The sequence below is a fragment of the Acinetobacter legionensis genome (assembly GCF_048552295.1).
Taxonomy (GTDB): Bacteria; Pseudomonadota; Gammaproteobacteria; order Pseudomonadales; family Moraxellaceae; genus Acinetobacter.
In genome coordinates, this window is record NZ_JBIMCW010000014.1 from 1 (window position 1) to 18,426 (window position 18,426).

Here is an 18,426-nt window from a genome sequence, read left to right on the forward strand (position 1 = left end):
CCCGAACTCAGAAGTGAAACCTCTTAGCGCTGATGGTAGTGTGGGGTTACCCATGTGAGAGTAAGTCATCGCCAGCTTTTAAATCTAAAACACCCCGGTCTCTAGCGAGAACGGGGTGTTTTTTTATGCGTATTATTTTTAAGTGTTTTATTATTTTTAAAGACATAAATATAAAATCTAGACCAAGAATTTTTTATCATTAAATGATAAATTAATTGCTTTACCTAACGTGAAAAAAATATAGGAATATAAAAAATGTCAGAATACACCTTGCCGCATTTTGGAACACTGAAATTAGAATCCCTAGAAGAATATTATCAAGTGGATATTGAGCTTAGTGGCAAAGCCGTTCAAGTTGATTTAAATTTTGAAGCGAACACTTTGGACGTAGAAACTTTTCAACGAATTAAGTCTTTTATTGAAAATATAGAAAAATTTGATCAAAAAAACCAAGATTATATTCAGCAAGATCTTGAAAATGAAAAGGAAGGGACTGTTAAAGAATATGTGGATTTTCATATTGAAGAATTAGGCGATGATTTCTTAGAAAAAATTGGGATTGCTAATCCAATAGACAAAGCACAGCAGTTTTTAACCAAATTATATTTAACAAGAGTTGGGCTTTATCCAGATGGAAAGTATGATACATCGTATTTTGCTGTCTTTGATTACACTACAAATAGAGAGTTAACTGATCAGTTAATCGTCGTTAAAACAGATCATTACGGTAATTTGGATCATTTAAGTTGGGAAAGCTAACGATGCAGTGAAGTGAAGCAACGGTATTCAACAGTCTATAGATTTTAAAACAATGTAGGTATAAAAAAGAAAACCCCATCACGATGACGGGGGCTTCATATTGATGCGTTAGATCTAGCTTTTGTTAAATTTCACACCTTATCTTTAAAGTTTCAATCCAGCAAACTCATGACATCATCTTCAGATAATTTCACTTCATTTTCATGATCGATACTCAGAATAGATTTGGCAAGATCAGCTTTATTTTTCTGTAAGGCTAAAATCTTTTCTTCAATACTCTGGTTGGTAATCAACTTATAAACAAATACAGGTTTATCTTGACCAATACGCCATGCACGATCAGACGCTTGATCTTCAGCCGCTGGGTTCCACCAAGGATCATAATGAATCACAGTATCAGCAGCAGTGAGATTAAGCCCAACACCGCCTGCCTTTAAACTGATGAGGAAAACAGGAATATCACCTGCTTGGAATGCCGTGATCACTTCATCACGTTTCTTGGTTTGTCCAGTAAGTTTTACATTTCGAATATTTAAGGTTTTTAAATGCTCTTCAATGAGTTGTAGCATCGTGGTGAATTGAGAGAAGATTAAAATCTTACGTCCTTCCTCAACCATATCTTGAACCATTTCCAATAAATGATCTAATTTTGCTGATTCAACATTTTGATTTTTGATTTGATCCAGTTGTAAAAGGCTTGGATGACAGCAAACTTGTCGAAGTTTAAGTAATGCACTTAAAATTTGAATCTGACTACGATGGAAGCCTTTAGCTGCAATCAACTCACGAATATTCTTTTGCATTGTTGCACGAACAGCTTCGTAGAGCTTAGATTGCTGTTCATTCATATCAATATTGACTTCAATCGTGGTTTTTTCAGGAAGCTCTTTCGCCACCTCTGTTTTTAAACGACGCAACATAAACGGTTTAATACGAGAAATGAGTTTGGTTTTAACCTGAAGATCTGCATATTTCTCGATAGGATTGCGATATTTTTTATTAAACAATTCCTGACTATATAAAAAACCAGGCATTAAGAAATGGAACAATGACCATAACTCACCCAAATGGTTTTCCATCGGCGTACCAGTTAAGCATAGACGATGTTTTGCTTTGATTTGTCGTACAACTTGAGAGGCTTTGGCACGTGGATTTTTAATGTTTTGTGCTTCATCCAAAATCAATAAATGATATTGATAAGGCAGTAAAAACTCTTCATCACGGCCCAAAAGTGGGTAGGTACTGAGCACAATATCTACATTTTTAATCTCTTGAAAATGCTCAACTCGATCATGCCCTTGTAAGACCAAAACTTTTAATTCAGGAGTGAACTTCTCAGCTTCTTTACGCCAGTTATGCATTAAAGATGTTGGTGCAATAATCAAGGCAGGTCGTTGATTTAATCTGCCTGCTTGCTTTTCTAATAGAATGTGTGCAAGTGTTTGTGCGGTTTTACCGAGTCCCATATCATCTGCAAGGATACCACCATGTTCAGTTTCACGTAAAAACTGTAGCCATGCTAAACCTTGTTGTTGATATGGGCGTAGTTCGCCTTGGAAACCTTGTGGTGTACAGATTTGATCTTGATAACTATTTTGAAGCTTTTCAGCAAATATTTTCAGGCGTTCGTTGGTGCGCCAAGGCATGCCCAAATGATGCTGTAAGTCTAAGAATTGAGCGGCATCGTATTGATCTAATGTTGCAGATTCAGGATGTCGTAAAATTTCTTTTAAATAGATCAGGATGGGCTTAATTTCTTGATTTCTAAGTGCCAGTTGTGTTTGAGCTTCTCTTAAATGAACAATTAAGAAGCTGTCACTGTCCATTTTTTCAATATAGTCATCTTCTAAAAGATGTGGATTATGCTGTATCGCATAGCCAAGAAGATCAATCAGGTTATAGGTGTTGCCATGCATATCCTGAATCGTCGCACCGACATTAAACCAGTCTTGTTTTTTTTCAGATTCATTTAATGAGAGTTGCAGGTTTTGTGTTGCACTTAAATTGAACTGACTATCTAGGGTATGTTCAACTTTCCAGCCAAGACCTTCGATTTTATTTTCAGGAACCAGTTGCTCAACCCAAGCCATGGGATCTGCATACACAATTGAGTTTTCAGTGATGTCATCAAAAGCAGGGCGTTTGCTCTTTGGTAGCTTGCTAATCCGTTGCATGGATTTAACTGAATGAATTAATTCATCAATATGTTTCTTTTCAGCAACTAAGTCGCGTTGTTGGCGAACTGCTTTTTCATCAATATTGATAATGAAGCTGTCATCAGGGAAACCCGCTTTAATTCGTCCAGCTGAGTATTCAAATTCAATTTCAGCAATTGCATAATGATGCATATGACCAAGACGATCATATTGCGGATGTGTTCCAAAACGTAAAATAGGTGTGGGTTTGCCTTTTAATATTTCTATACTTTGTGTAAATGGCGCTTGAGGTAAATCTTCAAAAAATGCATAGGGTTGAATCACTTGCTCAAATTCAGCCATTAATTCCACAGGCATTTGTGGCATATTCAGCAATTCTTCGATCATTTCACTAGAATATAACGACTCAAGTACACCGACTTGGTTTTTAAGGGTATCGAGATAACTTAATGGATGAGAATGAATAATATAAATTTGTTCAGCATGGTCAGGTGAAATTTCTAGATGATTTTCATCAAAAAATTGTGCCTTGAGTTTTTCTGTTTGCTGTTCTGTACGCGTTTGCCAGTTGAATTCAATTTTATAAGATTGATCAGACCATGTTAAAGGTAATCTTTGTACATCTAGTGCAAAACAAGCGCTACTTTGAATAGCCGTTCTTAGATGTTCTTGATAGATTCCTGAAATATCCCATGACGCTGGATAAAAATGAACATCGCTAAAATTTAGCTTAGCGAAAAAGTACAAATGACTAAAGATTTTCTTTTCTTCTTTACTCACTTTAAGACGTTCATTTAATACATTGTCATAGCTGGTGTAGAGTGCAGTATCTCTAATTTTTCCATCTTTGTTACGCCGAACTTTAAAAACACTCAGTTGTAATTTGGCGGTGTTATTTTTTGGTTGGAAAATATAAATAAGTTGGTGCTGTACTGGCGTTTCAGTACGTTGAACTTGTGCCAATTGTTGTTTAAATTGAGCGAGCCAAGCTTTTGCCGTGGTGTGGGTAGAGCTATTTGTTGTGGTTTGAGCTTGGTCTAATGGGTTTAGTTTTTGACGAGCAGCTGGGTTGGAAAGTTGTTGATCATAAAAATAACGTGCAAGTGCAGCCGAATGCTTACAATCGTAACCAACAGGGCAACTACAGTCAGTATCCACAATTTTATTTGTTAAAGGATTATAGATAACAGCCGTTTCATAATAATCCGTTCCCTGAATTTGAGCTTCGATGACTAAATTATCCCGATCAGGGTAGACCTCTAAGGATTTTAGATCAATTTTTTTGACATAACTCAAGCTTCTTTGAATGGTTGCAGGGTTAAAACGTGATAAAAATTGATTCAATGTCGCCATTATTTATAGAGCTAAAAATTAAAAGGAAATTACTAACAGTGTAACGGATTTTTGAGCATGAATCTGAAATTAATATAGGAGTTTTGATCAAAAATGACATGTTTTTAAATACAAATTGATCGTTTCTGCAACTTTAAATTAAATAAAATCTGTCAGTATAAGTTTTTCAAAATAATGCTGGGAAGCAAATCAATATGAAGCATAATCCAATTTACTATACAGATCAGCATTTTGCATTTGCAGATTCCATTCGAAAGTTTGTTCAAAAAGAATTAATGCCACATATCAATCAATGGGAAGAGGCAGAAACCTATCCAAAAGAACTTTATAAAAAAGCCGCAGATATTGGCTTATTGGGGATAGGTTTTGACGAAAACTATGGGGGAATTCCAGAAACCGATGCTTTTCATGTGTTGTTGTCTTCGATTGAGTTAGCCAAAACAGGTTCAGGTGGTCTATGTGCTTCCTTATTGTCACATTCGATTGGCGCACCTCCAATCAACCATTTTGCTTCAGATGAGATTAAACAAACTGTACTGACTCAAATCTTGGCAGGTGAAAAAGTTTCAGCGTTGGCGATTACTGAACCTACGGGTGGTTCTGATGTGGCAGCACTTAAAACCAAAGCTGTAAGGGATGGTCAAGACTATATTGTTAGTGGTGAAAAAACCTTTATTACATCGGGCATTCGTGCGGATTATTATACCGTTGCGGTACGTACAGATCCTGATGCTAAAGGCCCGAATGGTATCTCGATGTTATTGATTGATGCACATAGTGACGGCATAAGCAAATCAAAACTCGATAAAATGGGATGGTGGGCTTCGGATACGGCTCATCTCCATTTTGATCAGGTTCGTGTTCCTGCAAGCAATTTGTTGGGGGCAGAAAATATGGGTTTCCTTGTGATTATGAATAACTTCAATATGGAGCGTTTTTTCCTTGCTGCCAGTAGTTATGGTTTTGCATTAACCTGTTATGAAGAAGCATTGGAATGGGCACGAGAACGAAAAACCTTTGGTAAACGTTTAGTTGATCATCAAGTGGTTCGGCATAAATTAGTTGATATGGCGACTCGCTTAACCACAACACTTGCTTTGTTGGAGGATACTGCTTATCGCTTAGGGAAGCCTGAAATGCAGGGCAATGAGTTAATTGCACAAATCTGTATGCTTAAAAATGTGGCCACTCAAACTATGCAGTTTTGTGCAGATGCAGCTGTACAAACTTTAGGGGGCATGGGCTTTATGCGAGGTACCAAGTCTGAACGGATTTACCGTGATGTTAAAGTCAATATGATTGGTGGTGGGGCAGAAGAAATTATGAAAGACCTCGCGAGTCGTCAATTGGGCTATTAGAATATCGAGAATGGATTAAACTAGAACTGTACACAATAAATCGCAATAAAAATAAGCAGGGAACAACAAGATATGGATCATTTAAATAACCCGATTTACTACACCGCTGAGCATCGTGTATTTGCAGAGAGTGTGAAGAAATTTGTTGAAAAAGAGATTTCTCCTTTTGTCAATGAATGGGATGAAGCCGAAACTTTTCCTCGTGAACTTTATCAAAAGGCTGCTGCAATTGGTCTATTGGGTTTAGGCTTTGATGATGAGCATGGGGGAATCTCTGATGCAGATGCATTTCATGTGTTCTTAGCCGCAGTTGAAACAGCTAAAGCTGGCTCTGGTGGGGTACATATTTCTTTGATGATTCATACTATTGGTACACCACCAATTCATCATTTTGCCCAGCCGCATATTCGTGACAAGGTGATGCCACAAATTATTTCAGGCGAAAAAATTTCTGCACTTGCGATTACCGAACCAAGCGGCGGTTCTGATGTTGCTGCATTACAAACCAAAGCAATCCGTGAAGGTAATTTCTATCTGGTGAGTGGTGAAAAAACCTTTATTACTTCAGGTATGCGCGCAGATTATTATACGGTAGCGGTGAGAACTGATCCTGAAAATAAAGGTGCGAGTGGTATTTCGATGTTATTGGTCGATGCACATAGTGAAGGCATTACTAAATCACCTTTAAAGAAAATGGGCTGGTGGGCATCGGATACTGCTCATTTGCATTTTGACCAAGTCAAAGTTCCTGTAGAAAATCTTCTTGGTGAAGAAAATGCTGGCTTTAAGGTCATTATGAAAAACTTCAATATGGAACGCTTTTGGTTGGCCTCTATGGCCTATGGTTATGCCTTGGTTTGTTATCAAGAGGCTTTAGAATGGTCTAAAGCGCGTAAGACTTTTGGAAAACGCTTAGTTGATCATCAAGTGGTACGTCATAAGTTGGTTGATATGGCGACGCGTTTAACCACAACTCGGGCATTATTGGAGGATACTGCTTATCGTATGGGGCAGGCTGAACTACAGGGCAGTGATTTAATTGCACAAATTTGTATGTCAAAAAATATCGCAACCCAAACCATGCAGTTCTGTGCAGATGCAGCAGTGCAGACTCTAGGTGGCATGGGCTTTATGCGAGGGACTAAATCTGAGCGTATTTATCGTGAGGTCAAAGTAAATATGATCGGTGGTGGTGCTGAAGAGATCATGAAAGATTTGATTAGTAAGCAGTTGGGGTTTTAATGACAAATTTTTAAGTGATAAAAACTTACAAAGCTGGTTTCAGCTAAAAATAACCATAGGTGCGCTAGAGGTCTATGGTTATTGTCAATTTAAGGAGTCTTTATGGAAGTAACAAAGGTTTTACAATTAGGACATAGTCAGGCCGTTCTTTTACCTACGGCATTTCATTTTAAGGACAAAGACGTTGTGGTTAAACACTTTGGTAATGGTGTTTTACTCTTACCTTTAAATCATCCTTGGGAAATTATGCAAGAGGCTGTGTTTGAGTTTGAAGATAATTTTTTGCTTGAGCGGGAAGATCAAGGTACTTAAAGTTGAGAAAAATTGTTGTGAATTCTCAAAAGTCTTCACTTTTAGAACAACTCAATGCCTAAATCTAATACTGATCTTATTGTGTGATTTTTAGATGATTCTGAAGTTTAATTTTACGTAGATATGGCGTTATTCTCCAACAAAGATTGTAAGCTGAATTTCCACATGCCCAATAACAAATGGTCGTTGCATGAATGTCTAGATTGTCTTGTAAAATTTGAAGAATCGCCATCCATTGTTGATCTGAGCCTAGTATTTTCGATGATTCCTCAAATGATTGTAAAAGTGTTTCCATAAGTGCAAATTTTTCGTCATCGTTAAGTTCATTTGAAAGATAAACATGCATAAATTCATCAATACGACTGGGATCTGCAACTTCATATTCCCAATCTTGCATATAAGGATCAGTAGGTAAATTGAAACGTTGAGCTAATGCGTTAATTGCCGAAGCTGTAATGTACCGTTGAGGGTATATTTTATAAATTATTTCTGTCTGTTTTATCATGCAAGCAAATGTTAAGTTATTTCGGTTCTATAGAACTTAGAACAAGTGCAACTGAGAAATCAAGCATTGCTTGTCAATCTTCGGCCCAATCCTCATTAATTATCGCCCAACGTTGATGATCCATCCATTGCTGACCACCAATCCGCAAATATTGTCGAGAAAAGCCTTCCTGAATAAAGCCAGCACCCGCAACAAGGCGAATGGAAGCAGTATTCTCAGGTTGTATATTTGCCTCTAAACGATGCAAATTTAAAACATGGAATGCTTCATTCAACAATAAATTAATGCCTAAACGCATGTAGCCATGTCCTTGAAAAGGCTCAAAAACCTCATAACCTAAATAAGCAGAATGAAAATAACCGCGAATGATATTGGAAATGTTAAAGGTACCAATAATTTGATGGATTTTAGTCAGACAAAGGAAATATCTGCCTTCTTGTTGTAAGTAATGTTGAAAATCATTAGGAGGATATGTCCAAGGATGATGAAGTATTTGGCTTTTTTTATAGGCCTTTTCGATTTCTTCAAGATCTGAAATGTTGGGCTTGCGAAGATAAACTGTGCTCATTTCAAAGCCATTTCCAAAACGATTTCAGTCAGTTCATCTAAGCTCATTTTACCATTGGGATTATACCAAGTGACGGTCCAAGCAATCGCACCACCCAACAAACGGCGCCAAATAAAAGCATCATGCTGAATTTTACCAAGGTCACGTAATTTTTCAATCACAGCGAACCAGATGTCCTCATAATCATTTCGCAGTTTAAGGAGTTCTTCTTGCCGTTGTTTTGACAATGCAAACCATTCATAAACTAAAACAGCCATGGCTGAACCCGTATCTCCCGTAATCGAAATTAACTCAGCTTTGATTAAGTGTTTTAACTGTTGTTCAGCATCATCCGATTTTTGGATCGCATCAAGCATACGGGCATGATTGTAAATAATGGTTTCATGCATGACATGGGCAAGAATATCATCCTTGCTTTTAAAATGATGAAACAAACTACCTGATTGAATTCCAATAAAATTTGCTAACTCACGAACTGTGGTTTTGGCATAACCTTGCTTATGAAATAAATAGGCAGCACCAAGTAATAAACGACCTTTAGGGCTGTCATCAAAACATGCGATTGGTTGGATATCATCGATTGAGTGAGCAATCATCGGATCATTTTTTCCATAAAGTTAAGCAAATTATTCATTGTTAGAAACGCGTTTTAACACATTTGCCAATTCAGGATAACATTTTGCTCTTTACAAACCAAGCGCTTGCTTGGTAGATTGGAGTATAAATTTTATTCAGAACAATGAAAACAAGATAGGTGTGAAAATGGAAGATCAGCGTATTGTAAAAATTGGATGTGCTTCAGGTTTCTGGGGGGACACCAATACTGCAGCATTTCAGTTGGTACATTTGTCTGACATCAATTATTTGGTTTTTGATTACCTTTCAGAAATTACCATGTCTATCATGGCAAAAGCGATGATGACCAATCCAGAACATGGTTATGCTTTGGATTTTGTCAGTCGGGTGATGATACCGCTGCTTAAAAAAATCAGTGATAAAAAAATAAAAGTGATTAGCAATGCTGGTGGTGTCAATCCATTGGCATGTCGTGATGCCTTACAGAAAGTGCTTGCAGCACAAGGATTGGATTTAAAAATTGCAGTGGTATTAGGGGATGACCTATTGCCACAACAAGCCGAATTAAAAACACAAAATATTAAAGAAATGTTTAGTGGCGAAGATTTACCCAGCCAATTAGCCAGTTGTAACGCTTACTTAGGAGCTGTTCCAATTCGAGACGCACTTGATCAAGGTGCAGATATTGTCATCACTGGGCGAGTGGTGGATTCAGCTGTGGTGCTTGCACCATTGTTGCATGAATATCAATGGTCCTTAGAGGATTATGACAAGCTATCCCAAGGTTCTTTAGCAGGGCATATCATTGAGTGTGGTGCACAATGTACCGGTGGCAATTTCACGGATTGGCGCTTAGTACAAGGCTTTGACAATATGGGGTTTCCAATTGTTGAAGTGAAAGCAGATGCATCATTTATTGTAACTAAACCCAAAGGAACCGGTGGACTGGTTTCGGTTGCAACTGTTGCTGAACAAGTTGTCTATGAAATTGGCAATCCGCAAGCGTATTTACTGCCCGATGTTACTGCTGACTTCAGCCAAGTGAAATTAGAACAAGTGGGTGAGGATCGAGTTTTAGTGACTGGTGCAAAAGGTAGAGCACCGACACAACAATATAAAGTCAGTGCAACCTATCCCGATGGTTATCGTGTTTTGGTGAGCTTCCTGATTGCAGGACGCGAAGCCCCTGAAAAAGCCCAAGTCATTGCAGATGCGATATTAAATAAGTGTGAGCGTGTTTTAGCATTACGTTCAGTTCCGCCATTCTCAGAAAAATCAGTTGAAATATTGGGTATTGAAAGTACCTATGGCGCAAATGCGCAGCAGATTAATAGTCGAGAAGTAGTTGTCAAAATCGCTGTAACGCACATGTTTAAAGAAGCATGTATGTTCTTTGCTTCTGAAATTGCCCAAGCATCTACCGGAATGGCACCTGCATTGGCTGGAATTGTTGGGGGGCGTCCCAAAGCTTCCCCTGTGATTAAGTTGTTCTCATTTTTAGTGGATAAATCAAAACTAAGTGTTGCGATTGATATCAATGGTCAGCGTCAAAATATACAGATTCCATCAGGTTGCTCAGATCAATCTTTTAATACTGTTGCAGTGGGTGAGGTTGCTCAATTTACGGGTCAGGAGATTGAAGTTCCTTTAGTTGAAATTGCCCATGCTCGGAGTGGCGATAAAGGCAATCACAGCAATATTGGTGTGATCGCTCGTCAGCCTGAATATCTACCTTGGATTCGCGCCAATTTGACTGAGGAAAAGGTCAAAGAATATATGCAGCATGTTTTAGACCCTGAAAAGTCTAAAGTGATTTGTTATGAAATCACGGGGTTTAATGCCTTAAATTTTATGCTCGAAAATGCCTTAGGTGGTGGAGGAATTGCCAGTTTACGTATTGATCCACAAGGCAAAGCTTTTGCACAGCAGCTTTTAGATATGCCAGTCAAAATCCCAGCGAGTTTAAAGTCCTTCTAATCCTTGTTTACGAACGAGGGGGGGAATTCCTCGCTTTTTAAAAGAGAGCTTGGAGCGGGATTTAAGCAAGTTAAACGACAACAATTTGGATATAAAAATGCATTATCACTCAATATTTAGATCGGATGCTTTTCAGGAGCAAGTCATCATTGTGACCGGTGGTGGTTCAGGTATAGGACGCTGTACTGCTCATGAACTGGCTGCTTTAGGGGCTCAAGTGGTGATTACAGGGCGGAAAATTGAAAAGCTGGAAAATGTCAGCAAAGAAATCATCGAAGATGGTGGCAAAGTTCATTTTATCGTTTGTGATAATCGCGAAGAACACAACGTGAAAGAGATGATTGCTGAAGTGATTGAAAAATTTGGCAGACTCGATGGCCTTGTCAATAACGCTGGCGGTCAGTTTCCCTCAAATTTAGAAGGCATTTCTGCCAACGGTTTTGATGCTGTGGTACGCAACAACCTACATTCAACTTTCTACTTAATGAAAGAAGCCTATAACCAATGGATGGCAAAACATGGTGGCAGTATTGTCAATATGGCAGCTGATATGTGGGGTGGCATGCCGGGGATGGGACACTCTGGTGCAGCCCGTGCTGGGGTAGATAATTTAACCAAAACAGCAGCGGTGGAGTGGGGTCGTTCTGGGGTACGTGTTAATTGTGTTGCACCTGGTTGGGTTGTTTCTTCTGGAATGGATAATTATACCGGTGATTTTGCCAAATTTATTATCCCAAGTTTGGCGGGAAATGTGCCGTTGAAACGGATGGGCACGGAATCTGAAATTTCTTCTGCCATTTGTTATTTACTTTCAGAAGCCGCAGGTTTTATTTCTGGCATGACGATTCGTATTGATGGTGCTGCATCCTTAGGTACTCGAATGTACCCATTGGCAGATGCCTCGAATAGTGAGTCGTTTAATGGCTTCCATCGTGCCTTTATTCCAGACGTATTAAAACAACAATTGAGTGATCAAACCAATAACCAACAGACAGGAGAAAATTCATGACTGTTCTCCAATCCGAAATTACAGTTGGTAGTGAGCAATTTGAACAGAACAAGCAGGCATTACTTGCTCAAATTGCTGAAGTGCGTGCAGTGCAAAATAAGAATATTGAAAAATCTTATGCAGCCAAACCTAAATTTGACAAGAAAGGCAAAATTTTACCGCATGAACGTGTCCGTTTAGCCCTTGATGCCGATTCACCATTTGTTGAATTGTGTGGCTTGGTGGGTTATGGCATGCATGATGATAAAGATGGGTCAGATGCTGGCGGTGGGATTATTTCAGGGATCGGTTTCGTCAGTGGTGTCCGTTGTCTGATTTCAGCAAGTAACAGTGCAATCAAAGGCGGAACAATGTCACCGATGGGGGTACAAAAAACCTTACGTCTTCAAGCAATCGCTTTTGAACAGAAATTACCGATGCTGACTCTCACTGAAAGTGGGGGTGCCAACTTAAATTACGCTGCTGAAGTATTTACTTATGGTGGAATGACCTTTGCCAATCAGGCACGACTGTCTGCCGCAGGTTTACCCCAAGTCTCTGTGGTACATGGCAATGCAACAGCGGGTGGAGCGTATCAACCGGGTCTATCTGATTATGTGATTGCAGTTCGTAAGCAAACTGAGATGTTACTCGCAGGGCCACCTTTACTTTTGGCGGCAACCGGAGAAGTGGCAACAGCAGAAGAACTCGGTGGTGCAGAAATGCATGCACAGGTTGCTGGAACAGCCGAATTTTTAGCTGAGAATGATGCTGATGGGATTCGTATTGCCCGTGAGGTTTTTGAGCATCTTAACTGGAAAGAGCAAACTCAAAAGTTAAACTTAAGCTATAAAGAGCCACGTTATCCTGCCGAGGAGTTGTTAGGGATCATTCCTGCAAGTCCAAAGCAGCCTTTTGACATGAAAGATGTGATTGCACGAATTGTTGATGACTCTGAATTCTTTGAAGTAAAACAAGAATATGATGCATTGACCGTGTGTGGCTGGGCAAAAATTGGTGGGCTACATATTGGAATTATCACCAACAACGGACCGATTACCCCACAAGGCGCCACCAAAGCTGCACAGTTCATTCACCTTTGTGAACAGACTAAACGCCCATTACTGTTTTTACATAACACCACAGGCTTTATGGTTGGAACTGATGCTGAACAGAATGGCATTATTAAGCATGGTTCGAAATTGATTCAGGCCGTTGCCAATACCACTGTGCCGAAAATTTCTATTGTTGTGGCGGGTTCCTATGGTGCGGGGAACTACGCCATGTGTGGACGTCCATTATCACCGCAATTTATTTTTGCATGGCCAAACTCGCATGTGGCGGTGATGGGTTCAGCTCAGGCAGGCAAGGTATTACGTATCGTGGCAGAAGGAAAGCAAAAAGCTTCAGGGATGGAACCTAACCAGCAGATGCTGGATTTCTTAGAGCAAAGTACAGCAGCAAAATTAGAACAGCAGTCAACCGCCTTATTTAATACGGCCATGTTGCATGATGATGGAATTATCGACCCGCGTGATACACGCAAAGTCCTGATCTTCTTATTAGAAACAATTTATGAAGCAGAACATCGCAAACTAAATCCAATACGATTTGGTGTATCGAGGCTTTAAAAGTACTCACCCTTGCGAAACTCATTATTCCTCATCTTTTAAAAGTGAGGTGTTCTCCGCTTTATTAAAGCGAGTGAGAGAAGATTAAATTTAAGGAAAAAAACAATGAAATTTACCACAGAGCATGAAGCACTACGCCGTACTACACGTCAGTTTGTTGAGACTGAACTCAATCCTTATATTCCGACATGGGAAGCTGAAGGGCGATTTCCTATTCATGATGTGTTTAAAAAACTGTCGGATTTAGGTTTGTTGGGGATTTGTAAGCCTGAAGAAAATGGCGGATTAGGCTTAGATTATTCTTATAACCTTGTGGTTGCAGAAGAGTTAGGACGGGCCGCCTGTGGTGGCGTACCTTTGGCGATTGGTGTGCAAACGGATATGGCAACACCAGCTTTGGCCCGCTTTGGTAGTCAAGAATTACGAGATGAATTTTTAACACCTGCAATTGCGGGTGAATATGTTGCTTCGATTGCTGTATCGGAAGTACATGCAGGATCAGATGTCGCAGCCATCAAAACAACCGCAAAAAAACAGGGTGATGATTATGTGATTAATGGCAGCAAAATGTGGATTACCAATTCACTTCAAGCTGACTTTTTTTGCTTATTGGCCAATACCTCTGATGATAAACCGCATGTCAATAAGTCTATGATTATTGTTCCGGCAAAATCCGCTGGCATCTCTTTCTCTGAACCACTTAATAAATTGGGAATGCGTTCAACCACGACAGCAGAAGTCTATTTTGACAATGTTCGTGTACCACAACGCTACTTGGTGGGTACAGAAGGTATGGGCTTTATGATGCAAATGATGCAGTTCCAAGAAGAACGAATGTGGGCGGCTGCCAATGCAATTGGTGGTTTGGAAAATGTGATTCAACAAACCATTCAATATACAAAAGAACGAAGCACCTTTGGACAACCGTTGATTAATAACCAATATGTACATTTCCGTTTTGCTGAGTTGATGACCGAAGTGGAAGCTTTACGTGCCTTAACCTATCGTGCTTGTGAAATTCACATTGACGGTGGAAATGCAACAGAAATTGCCTCTATGGCAAAACTTAAAGCAGGTCGTTTAACTAGAGAAGTTGCAGACAGTTGCTTACAGTTTTGGGGTGGAAATGGTTTTATGTGGGATAACCCCGCTTCTCAGCTGTATCGTGATGGTCGTTTAGGTTCGATTGGTGGTGGTGCAGATGAAATTATGCTTGGAATTATTTGTAAGTTGATGGACATTCTTCCATCTAAGCGTAAATAACAAGGAGAATAAATATGGCACTTTCGCAATCTCTGACAACACAACAATTTGATCGCAGCATTGAGCTTGAGCAAGAAGGCAGTATTTTAACCTTATGGCTCAACCGACCTGAGAGTCGCAATGCCATGAGTTTGAATATGGTCAAAGCGATTCAACAAGTGTTTAAAACGATCCAAGATGATATCTCCATTCGTGCAGTCATTTTACGTGGCAAAGATGGAAATTTTTGTGCAGGTGGTGACATTAAAGATATGGCTCAACTGCGTGGTGAGGCCATCAATATTGGTTCTAATCAGCCTTATGTTGATTTCAATCGTCAATTTGGACATATGCTGGAGCAAGTGGATCAAGTACCACAAACTGTTGTCGCGGTTTTAGAAGGTGCGGTGTTGGGTGGTGGTTTTGGTTTGGCCTGTGTTTCAGATATTGCAATCAGTCTTGCCGATGCCAAATTTGGTTTACCTGAAACAGGATTAGGGGTTATTCCCGCCCAGATTGCCCCATTTGTGGTAAAGCGAATTGGCTTAACTCAAGCGCGTCGTTTGGCTTTACTTGGTGCACGTTTTGAGGGGCATACCGCATTGAACGTTGGTGTTGTACATGAAGTGGTTGAGAATGAAAAAGCACTGGAAGTTTTATTGATCGAAACCATTCAGCAGATTAAACGTACTGCCCCACAAGCATCTCGTGTAACTAAAGCTCTATTGCACCGTACTTTAAGTGAAGCTTTGACGCCTTTATTGGATGATGCCGCACAGCAATTTGCCAATGCTGTGGGTGGTGAAGAAGGCATAGAAGGCACAATGGCCTTTATCCAAAAGCGTCATCCAAATTGGTTTGATGCATAAGTCTGACAATGCGGATCACTGATCTTGATTGAGATCGGTGTGATTCAACCAAGATAATCAAGTGAATAAAAACCAAAAATAGGGAAAACGAGAATGGCATTTTCAAAAATATTGGTGGCGAATCGTGGTGAAATTGCTGTTCGCGTGATGAAAACAGCAAAAGCAATGGGCTATCAAACCGTGGCTGTCTATTCAGATGCAGATCGTCATGCGCGTCATGTACAGCTTGCAGATGAGGCTGTGTATATTGGTGCTTCAAAAGTTTCAGCGTCCTATTTATCTATTCAAAATATTATCGAAGCATGTAAAAAAGTCGGAGCTGACGCTGTTCATCCCGGTTATGGCTTCCTTTCTGAAAATACCGATTTTGCAGCAGCTTGTAAGAAAAATGGAATTACCTTTATTGGCCCCCCTGCACCAGCAATTGAATTGATGGGCAGTAAACGACTGTCAAAAATTGCCATGATTCAGGCGGGTGTACCATGTGTGCCGGGCTATGAAGGTGATCAGCAAGATATAGAGTATTTAGAACAACAAGCCAATAAAATTGGTTATCCACTGATGGTCAAAGCTTCAGCAGGTGGTGGTGGGCGCGGTATGCGTCTGGTACAGCAATCTGCTGATATTGTTGAAGCCTTAAAAACAGCGCGTTCTGAAGCAGAAAATGCCTTTGGTTCAGGTGAGCTGATTCTTGAAAAAGCTGTGATTGCTCCACGCCATGTTGAGATACAGGTGTTTGGCGATACCCATGGCAATTATGTGTATTTATTTGAGCGTGATTGTTCGATTCAGCGTCGTCATCAAAAAGTGGTCGAGGAAGCCCCGTGTCCAGTGATGACTGAAAGCTTACGCCAACAAATGGGTGAGGCTGCTGTTGCAGCAGCGAAATCATGTGATTATGTCGGTGCAGGAACGGTGGAGTTTTTATTGGATCAATCAGGTGAGTTTTATTTCCTCGAAATGAATACACGTTTGCAAGTCGAGCATCCAGTAACGGAACTGATCACAGGTTTAGATTTGGTGGAATGGCAACTGCGTGTGGCCAATGGTGAAACCTTGCCCTTACAACAGTCTGAATTGACCTTGTCAGGACATGCAATAGAAGTTCGCTTATATGCAGAAGACCCCCGCCAAGATTTCTTGCCACAGACTGGTCAAATACAGCGCTGGCAAGCTGCTGATTTACCCAATGTTCGAATTGATCATGGTTTGTTGCAACAGGATGAAATTAGTCCGTTTTACGACCCAATGGTGGCAAAAGTCATTGCATATGGTCAAACCCGTCAGGATGCCATTCGGCTCTTGGCGCGTGCTGTAGATGATTGTGTATTGTTGGGGGTGAATAGTAATAAGCAGTTTTTAGTGAATTTATTAAGACACCCTATTATTGTTAAAGGAGACACCAATACTGCCTTTATTCAAGAACATTTCCAAACAGATGGCAGCTTACATAAACAAGCTTTGGGCTTAGAACACCTAGCTATTGCTGCGGCACTGTTGACCAATGCTTCCAGTCAAAGCAGTTGGAATACCGGAATTGCGTTATCTTTACCTTTAAAACTCAAGCATGATGATCAGTTATTACAGCTTTTGGTGAAACGTGATCAAAACCAAGTGAGCGTTGAAATTTGTGGGCAGACACTTGGGATCAGCATTGTCGAACAGCAAGCAGAAAAATTCATTTATGAGGTGGATGGTGTACGCCGTTCGATTGACTATGTCTTAGATGGAAATCAGCTGTATTTAGATGCGGTAAATGGCAATATCAGCATTGAAAATACCACCTATGCAGCACCTGAAACTTCCGATGTCGCAGGCGATGGTAACATTCGTGCACCAATGGATGGTGCGATTATCAATATCTTGGTAAATGCGGGTGATACGGTGACTAAAGGTCAAACTTTGTTGATTTTAGAAGCGATGAAGATTCAGCAACAGATTAAGTCTGATGTTGATGGGGTCGTTAATGAGATTATTGGGCAAGTTGGACAACAGGTAAAGAAACGTCAGTTGGTATTGAATATTCAGGCTTGATTGATCAGATCAAGTGCATTGTATAGTGACTTAAAAACTCCAATATTCTCGTGTATTGGAGTTTTTTTGATTGCGGAAAATAATAAAGCATGTACATGCTTGACAGCTTTTTAGTCTATTGCTATTTTTCGGCAATTCTTCTCAATATACGATCCACATGCCGATTGATGATGGCTTTGTTTATCAGCCTCCTTTAGATCCACTTGACATTATTTTTGAAGATAATGACTTTGTTGCCATCAATAAACCCGCAGGGTTACTTTCAGTTCCGGGGCGTTTGCCTGAACATCATGACAGCGCTTATTTTCGAGTATTGGCAATATATCCAAATGCCAAAATTACCCATCGTTTGGATATGGCAACCTCGGGCATTCTGTTGTTCGCCAAACATCGTGATGCGGAAGTTGCAGCAAGTAAAATGTTTCAAGCGAGAACTGTTAAAAAAAATTATATTGCTTTGGTGCAAGGGCAAATCAATAGCAATGGTCGTGTGGATGTGCCTTTGATTACCGATTGGGAAAATCGTCCACGCCAGATCGTGCATTTTGAGTTAGGCAAACCCGCTCAAACTTTATTTGAATCTGTAAGCTATGATGCTGAAAAGGATGTAAGTCGAGTGCTACTTACACCGATTACAGGACGTTCTCATCAATTACGGGTGCATATGCAACATATTGGGCATCCGATTATGCGCGATAAGCTTTACCATCCTACGCCGTTTAACACTGATTTAGCGCGTATGGCATTACATGCAAGCTATTTGTCTTTTATGCAGCCTTTTAATAATCTACTGGTTGAGATTGTATCTGAGCCTGAGTTTTAGCATTTCGCTAAATCAAAAAAGCCTGCAAAATTG

At 39.9% G+C, this 18,426-nt stretch carries 15 protein-coding genes and 1 rRNA gene; 12 read left to right on the forward strand and 4 right to left on the reverse strand.

What is annotated here, in order from left to right:
• Together rrf and ACG916_RS12265 are read left to right on the forward strand one after the other, a co-directional pair.
• A 5S ribosomal RNA gene (rrf, locus tag ACG916_RS21780) occupies nucleotides 1-77 on the forward strand; the annotation flags it as partial.
• Between the two features lie 178 nt (nucleotides 78-255).
• A complete protein-coding gene (locus ACG916_RS12265; RefSeq protein WP_419328342.1) occupies nucleotides 256-759 on the forward strand; it encodes a DUF2004 domain-containing protein in 504 nt (167 codons plus the stop codon).
• Between the two features lie 152 nt (nucleotides 760-911).
• Here the strand turns inward: ACG916_RS12265 and ACG916_RS12270 are convergent, their stop codons facing one another.
• Nucleotides 912-4,268: a DEAD/DEAH box helicase gene (locus ACG916_RS12270; protein ID WP_419328343.1), complete on the reverse strand. Its 3,357-nt coding sequence runs from the start codon at nucleotides 4,266-4,268 to the stop codon at nucleotides 912-914.
• A gap of 194 nt (nucleotides 4,269-4,462) precedes the next feature.
• Here ACG916_RS12270 and ACG916_RS12275 point away from each other — a divergent pair, with 194 nt between their 5' ends.
• The 3 genes from ACG916_RS12275 to ACG916_RS12285 all read left to right on the forward strand — a co-directional run bounded on the left by ACG916_RS12275 (nucleotide 4,463) and on the right by ACG916_RS12285 (nucleotide 7,180).
• The gene (locus tag ACG916_RS12275) at nucleotides 4,463-5,626 is read left to right on the forward strand and encodes an acyl-CoA dehydrogenase family protein (RefSeq protein WP_419330586.1); all 1,164 of its coding nucleotides are present in this window, start codon (nucleotides 4,463-4,465) and stop codon (nucleotides 5,624-5,626) included.
• A gap of 72 nt (nucleotides 5,627-5,698) precedes the next feature.
• Entirely contained in the window at nucleotides 5,699-6,868 is a 1,170-nt protein-coding gene (locus ACG916_RS12280; protein ID WP_419328344.1) for an acyl-CoA dehydrogenase family protein, read from the forward strand.
• Nucleotides 6,869-6,970: 102 nt separating this feature from the next.
• Nucleotides 6,971-7,180, forward strand: a complete 210-nt coding sequence (locus ACG916_RS12285; protein ID WP_419328346.1) for an antitoxin — start codon at nucleotides 6,971-6,973, stop codon at nucleotides 7,178-7,180.
• 76 nt (nucleotides 7,181-7,256) lie between these two features.
• Here ACG916_RS12285 and ACG916_RS12290 read toward each other — a convergent pair whose 3' ends face one another.
• From ACG916_RS12290 to ACG916_RS12300, 3 genes are all read right to left on the reverse strand, one after another.
• Nucleotides 7,257-7,685, reverse strand: coding sequence for a hypothetical protein (locus tag ACG916_RS12290; RefSeq protein WP_419328347.1), 429 nt, complete (start codon nucleotides 7,683-7,685; stop codon nucleotides 7,257-7,259).
• Nucleotides 7,686-7,758: 73 nt separating this feature from the next.
• Nucleotides 7,759-8,253, reverse strand: a complete 495-nt coding sequence (locus ACG916_RS12295) for a GNAT family N-acetyltransferase (RefSeq protein ID WP_419328348.1) — start codon at nucleotides 8,251-8,253, stop codon at nucleotides 7,759-7,761.
• Nucleotides 8,250-8,849 (reverse strand): TetR/AcrR family transcriptional regulator, encoded by a 600-nt coding sequence (locus ACG916_RS12300; RefSeq protein ID WP_419328350.1) that lies wholly within the window; start codon nucleotides 8,847-8,849, stop codon nucleotides 8,250-8,252. The genes ACG916_RS12295 and ACG916_RS12300 overlap by 4 nt, the downstream gene beginning before the upstream one ends.
• Before the next feature lie 166 nt (nucleotides 8,850-9,015).
• Between ACG916_RS12300 and ACG916_RS12305 the strand changes: the two genes are divergently transcribed.
• From ACG916_RS12305 to ACG916_RS12335, 7 genes are all read left to right on the forward strand, one after another.
• Entirely contained in the window at nucleotides 9,016-10,806 is a 1,791-nt protein-coding gene (locus ACG916_RS12305; RefSeq protein WP_419328351.1) for an acyclic terpene utilization AtuA family protein, read from the forward strand.
• 97 nt (nucleotides 10,807-10,903) lie between these two features.
• Complete coding sequence (locus tag ACG916_RS12310) at nucleotides 10,904-11,815, forward strand: SDR family oxidoreductase (RefSeq protein WP_419328352.1); 912 nt, start codon at nucleotides 10,904-10,906, stop codon at nucleotides 11,813-11,815.
• Nucleotides 11,812-13,425, forward strand: a complete 1,614-nt coding sequence (locus ACG916_RS12315; RefSeq protein ID WP_419328353.1) for an acyl-CoA carboxylase subunit beta — start codon at nucleotides 11,812-11,814, stop codon at nucleotides 13,423-13,425. Before ACG916_RS12310 ends, ACG916_RS12315 begins: the two co-directional genes overlap by 4 nt.
• A 105-nt stretch (nucleotides 13,426-13,530) precedes the next feature.
• Nucleotides 13,531-14,688: an acyl-CoA dehydrogenase family protein gene (locus ACG916_RS12320; RefSeq protein ID WP_336954305.1), complete on the forward strand. Its 1,158-nt coding sequence runs from the start codon at nucleotides 13,531-13,533 to the stop codon at nucleotides 14,686-14,688.
• 14 nt (nucleotides 14,689-14,702) lie between these two features.
• The gene (locus ACG916_RS12325) at nucleotides 14,703-15,536 is read left to right on the forward strand and encodes an enoyl-CoA hydratase/isomerase family protein (protein WP_419328354.1); all 834 of its coding nucleotides are present in this window, start codon (nucleotides 14,703-14,705) and stop codon (nucleotides 15,534-15,536) included.
• A gap of 93 nt (nucleotides 15,537-15,629) precedes the next feature.
• Nucleotides 15,630-17,570 carry an acetyl-CoA carboxylase biotin carboxylase subunit gene (locus ACG916_RS12330; protein WP_419328355.1) on the forward strand — a complete coding sequence of 647 codons (1,941 nt, stop codon included), beginning with the start codon at nucleotides 15,630-15,632 and terminating at the stop codon, nucleotides 17,568-17,570.
• Nucleotides 17,571-17,727: 157 nt separating this feature from the next.
• Nucleotides 17,728-18,393 (forward strand): RluA family pseudouridine synthase, encoded by a 666-nt coding sequence (locus ACG916_RS12335; RefSeq protein ID WP_336954310.1) that lies wholly within the window; start codon nucleotides 17,728-17,730, stop codon nucleotides 18,391-18,393.
• Nucleotides 18,394-18,426 lie beyond the last annotated feature (33 nt).

Excerpts from the sequence above, each read along its gene's own strand:
- ACG916_RS12310 (WP_419328352.1), top strand. The coding sequence starts at position 10,904 with ATGCATTATCACTCAATATTTAGATCGGATGCTTTTCAGGAGCAAGTC.
- ACG916_RS12320 (WP_336954305.1), top strand. The coding sequence starts at position 13,531 with ATGAAATTTACCACAGAGCATGAAGCACTACGCCGTACTACACGTCAG.
- ACG916_RS12280 (WP_419328344.1), top strand. The coding sequence starts at position 5,699 with ATGGATCATTTAAATAACCCGATTTACTACACCGCTGAGCATCGTGTA.
- ACG916_RS12290 (WP_419328347.1), bottom strand. The coding sequence starts at position 7,685 with ATGATAAAACAGACAGAAATAATTTATAAAATATACCCTCAACGGTAC.
- ACG916_RS12285 (WP_419328346.1), top strand. The coding sequence starts at position 6,971 with ATGGAAGTAACAAAGGTTTTACAATTAGGACATAGTCAGGCCGTTCTT.
- ACG916_RS12305 (WP_419328351.1), top strand. The coding sequence starts at position 9,016 with ATGGAAGATCAGCGTATTGTAAAAATTGGATGTGCTTCAGGTTTCTGG.
- ACG916_RS12295 (WP_419328348.1), bottom strand. The coding sequence starts at position 8,253 with ATGAGCACAGTTTATCTTCGCAAGCCCAACATTTCAGATCTTGAAGAA.
- ACG916_RS12315 (WP_419328353.1), top strand. The coding sequence starts at position 11,812 with ATGACTGTTCTCCAATCCGAAATTACAGTTGGTAGTGAGCAATTTGAA.
- ACG916_RS12300 (WP_419328350.1), bottom strand. The coding sequence starts at position 8,849 with ATGATTGCTCACTCAATCGATGATATCCAACCAATCGCATGTTTTGAT.
- ACG916_RS12335 (WP_336954310.1), top strand. The coding sequence starts at position 17,728 with ATGCCGATTGATGATGGCTTTGTTTATCAGCCTCCTTTAGATCCACTT.
- ACG916_RS12275 (WP_419330586.1), top strand. The coding sequence starts at position 4,463 with ATGAAGCATAATCCAATTTACTATACAGATCAGCATTTTGCATTTGCA.
- ACG916_RS12265 (WP_419328342.1), top strand. The coding sequence starts at position 256 with ATGTCAGAATACACCTTGCCGCATTTTGGAACACTGAAATTAGAATCC.
- ACG916_RS12330 (WP_419328355.1), top strand. The coding sequence starts at position 15,630 with ATGGCATTTTCAAAAATATTGGTGGCGAATCGTGGTGAAATTGCTGTT.
- ACG916_RS12325 (WP_419328354.1), top strand. The coding sequence starts at position 14,703 with ATGGCACTTTCGCAATCTCTGACAACACAACAATTTGATCGCAGCATT.
- ACG916_RS12270 (WP_419328343.1), bottom strand. The coding sequence starts at position 4,268 with ATGGCGACATTGAATCAATTTTTATCACGTTTTAACCCTGCAACCATT.